We start from the raw sequence: 3,451 nt of genomic DNA, 5'->3' as shown, positions 1-3,451 counted from the left end.
CCCCATCACGGACTGTACGATCGCGACAGCAACCTGCTGCCAACGGCAAAACGCGCCATTGAACGCGGCGTGCTGCTGGACGTGGGGCATAGCAACAGCGATTTCTCCTTCAAAACGGCGCGATCGGGCTTGGCTCAAGGAATTTTGCCCGACTCAATTTCTACCGATCTCAACTGCTTCAACTTCGATGTAGTCGGCAGTTTGGCGTCTACGATGACGAAGTTTTTGGGGCTAGGACTCAGCCTCAGTCAGGTGATCGAGCGAGTGACGATCGGTCCTGCCAAAGCGCTGCGTAAAACCAACGAACTCGGCAGTCTCAAACCAGGAATGCCTGCTGATTTCACCGTCGCAGAACTCGTCGAGCAAGACGCTGCCCTCTCAGACGGACTCGGCGGTACGCTACAGGTGTCGCAAGTCCTGCACGTCCGTGGCGTTTGTCGGGCTGGAAAATTTTCCCGCATTGAGAAAATGCCGTTTGACGCTGTTGAATCTGAGCCGCAGCCATTAGCGGTTGGTCGTTAGCCGTTCTCCTTACTCCCTCACTTCCCCTATGCACTTCACTCCTATGCAAACCTCTCCTGACGAGACTTGGGCTACGTTCGTGCAGGACATTGAAGCTGAACTGGATGCTCATCGCGATCGAGCATTTTCGGACGCGTCACAGGCGTTCGCCGCGACTGAAGCTGCACGTCAGCCGTGGTCTAGGGCACGAGTCATCGAGTGGCTCAGTTTCCAGACGTACTACGAATACCAAGCGATTTTGTTTATCAGTAAGTGGCTACAATCCACGCCAGAAACTGATGCATTGGTGCTGCTGTGTCAGCAGATTGAGGACGAAGGCAACCACTTCAACTGGCTAAACCAACACCTAGAACAACTGGGCGCCCGGTTGTCTGAATGGACGCCGCTGCCTGAAATCGTCGATTGGGTCGAGAGCTTTTACGGCTCTCTGCCCGATACGATCGCCCGCCTTGCCGCCCACAATTTGGCGGGTGAGTCCGGTGCCTGCCGCTCTTTTAGCAGCATCGTTCCGTTTTTGCCTGACGATCTGCAAAAAACGATGCGCCGAATCATGCCCGATGAGCAGTTTCATCTGCGGCTGGGTCGCCGCATCCTCAGCAAATACTGCACCACCGACGAACAGCGCGATCGTGCCCGTCATTACGCGCTTGAAGTTGCAGAACTCGAAACTCGCGCAATTCAGGCATTCAATCGTAAACTCGCAACTCTAGAAAATTGATCGAGTCATTCGCTGTGGGACTGTAAGCAGATCCGACTTAGTAAGGTGGATCGGCGGGACCATCATAGCCGCACATGCCCAACCGGGGAGAATTCACGAGCGGAATCGGTTCACCGTAATTATTGTGGGGGTGAGTTTCAGCGTGTTCATCGCACAGCGCACCCCAAGTTTCCTCCTCAATCAGACATTCTGTGCATAGATGGGTTGCCCGTTGCCCACACTCAATACAGGGGTCTTCCGGTGGGGCGTTGCGTGCCATTAGCGCGATCGGGCGCGTCGTCGGCTTCCCTTCTCGTGTGCCCACCAGCTTGACCAGCGTTTCAGACGAAGTGCCCATGTCATAAATGTGGGTCAGTTCGCTCGTACTTGCGAAAACCTCGGCAATTTTCCGCTGCTTACCAAGTTGTTGCGCCAGTCCGCCGCTGCCCAAAAACTCGCTCAGGTGTCCGCAGCACTCTAGCCAAATCGCCCGCAAGTAGGTGTCAAGGTCTTTTAAGCTTTTGGAGCCGCGCATTTCCAGATCTAACCAGAACTCCTTGCGGTAGGCGTCCTGCACTCGCAGATGATAGAGCATTTCAGTGGCGGATTTGCCCTGCTCGGCTTTTGCGATCACGGCTTGGCGCTCTGGGCAAGCCGCTAAATGTTTTGTGATTCCACCTTTGGCAAGCTCTTTGCCACAGTACGTGCAGGTTCCCTTCGATTGCGTCCGCTGAGCCATACGCACCCTCACTTCACCTGAATTCAATTCATACTACACCATCTAATTCAACGGCTTTGTACAAAGTCCGTCGAGCATTTAGGCTCAGTTTTTTCGCGCGATCGTCGGTTCGTAGCAACAGCGTGTCTGTCATTAACTATGCATCCGGGTCAGTCCGGCACATAGGCAATTACCCTTCCGCTTGAAAGAATTAAGCTCAGCTAAAAAATTAGTTAGGTAGGGCAGGTAGAAGATTTTGCTTCAGAACCTACTTGATGTCGTTGTAGCACTTGACCGTTCGCTCCCAGCAATCTGACTTGGCAGACTCGGGTTGCACCTGCTTCAACGATCGCAAACATCTCTCCGTTCCCATCGTCGCGCAGCAGTTTCCCATTGCTAAATTGGGCTTCGATCGTTGCCACTTGAGGACTCAAAATTTGACCATGTACAGCAGCATACCGATTGCCTTGATTAGTACTCTGGCTAGCAACGAACTGCGCCAATTTTTGAGGAGAGGAAGCATTGAGAGGACTCCCAGCGCTACCACCGCCCGCAGGCGACCAGTTCAAGCCATGCCGCTCAAACATCGAGTAGCCCACAATAGCGAGAGACGGCTTGGAACTATTATTGCGACAGGTTGCCTGGTAAACAACGGATTTGCCATTTGCCCAATCTCGACTGCCCAAAATGCGGAAGTTTTCCAATTGACCGGCTTGAGGCGAACAACTGACTTGTGCTGATTCGCGAACCATAGGTTCGGGATTGAAGAAGATTTGTCCTAAACGACTGCACCCAACGCTTGCGATCGCGATGAGTCCTGCCAATACTGCAATGGTTGAACGTTGAAGAGATAACATCACAGATAAATTGAGAAGGAGCGCAATCACGTTGCTACCATCAGCAGCAGCGCGCATAGTGTTAAGACTCGCTCGTGAGAGTAACCGTTCAACCTTGAACCCGATGCCCAGTTGATTTCCATCCAAAGCGGACTTTCACGCTGTCAGTCTTCGATTTTTTCTATGCTCTGGGCGACTCAGCTCCGAACTTCAAGAATGGCATCACCTACAGGATCGGCAACCTCGTAGATTCAGCGATAAACATTGGAGCGTCTAATTCCCCTGATAACGGCTAAGCTGACACCTTCGAGGCGATATTTGACGGTACCGAAACACGATAGCTAACGTCACAGACTGATGACGTTAACTATCCCCCTGAGTCAAACCCGCGTATTAGAATAAGCAATTGGCTTGTCGTGATTTTGACGCAATTACCCTAGAGGGTTCACATCTATGACTTCCTCGATTCGCTTCCTCATGTGTTCGCCTGACCACTACGATGTGGACTACGTGATTAATCCTTGGATGGAGGGAAATATTCACAAGTCCTCCCGCGATCGCGCTGTGGAGCAGTGGGAGAAGCTGTTTCATACCCTCAAAGATCACGCTGTTGTCAATTTGGTGACGCCACAAAAAGGCGTGCCAGACATGGTGTTCACGGCTAACGCAGGATTGGTG

The 3,451-nt window shown here is 52.4% G+C and carries 4 protein-coding genes and 1 pseudogene; 3 read left to right on the top strand and 2 right to left on the bottom strand.

Annotated features, from left to right (window positions below; all coding sequences use genetic code 11):
* Nucleotides 1-522 (top strand): amidohydrolase family protein (locus H6F43_RS05115; RefSeq protein WP_190341330.1); only part of this gene is annotated, 522 nt, incomplete at its 5' end.
* A 43-nt stretch (nucleotides 523-565) separates the two neighbouring features.
* A complete protein-coding gene (locus tag H6F43_RS05110) occupies nucleotides 566-1,240 on the top strand; it encodes a ferritin-like domain-containing protein (protein ID WP_190341321.1) in 675 nt (224 codons plus the stop codon).
* Nucleotides 1,241-1,277: 37 nt separating this feature from the next.
* Here the strand turns inward: H6F43_RS05110 and H6F43_RS05105 are convergent, their stop codons facing one another.
* Together H6F43_RS05105 and H6F43_RS05100 are read right to left on the bottom strand one after the other, a co-directional pair.
* Complete coding sequence (locus H6F43_RS05105) at nucleotides 1,278-1,958, bottom strand: hypothetical protein (RefSeq protein ID WP_190341318.1); 681 nt, start codon at nucleotides 1,956-1,958, stop codon at nucleotides 1,278-1,280.
* Nucleotides 1,959-2,170: 212 nt separating this feature from the next.
* Entirely contained in the window at nucleotides 2,171-2,689 is a 519-nt protein-coding gene (locus tag H6F43_RS05100; RefSeq protein ID WP_190341300.1) for a hypothetical protein, read from the bottom strand.
* 537 nt (nucleotides 2,690-3,226) lie between these two features.
* Between H6F43_RS05100 and H6F43_RS05095 the strand changes: the two are divergent.
* A pseudogene (locus H6F43_RS05095) lies at nucleotides 3,227-3,451 on the top strand (fused N-dimethylarginine dimethylaminohydrolase/saccharopine dehydrogenase domain-containing protein); the annotation flags it as partial.

Source organism: Leptolyngbya sp. FACHB-36, from assembly GCF_014695955.1.
GTDB lineage: Bacteria > Cyanobacteriota > Cyanobacteriia > Leptolyngbyales > Leptolyngbyaceae > FACHB-36.
This window is presented reverse-complemented; position numbering and strand designations above follow the sequence as displayed.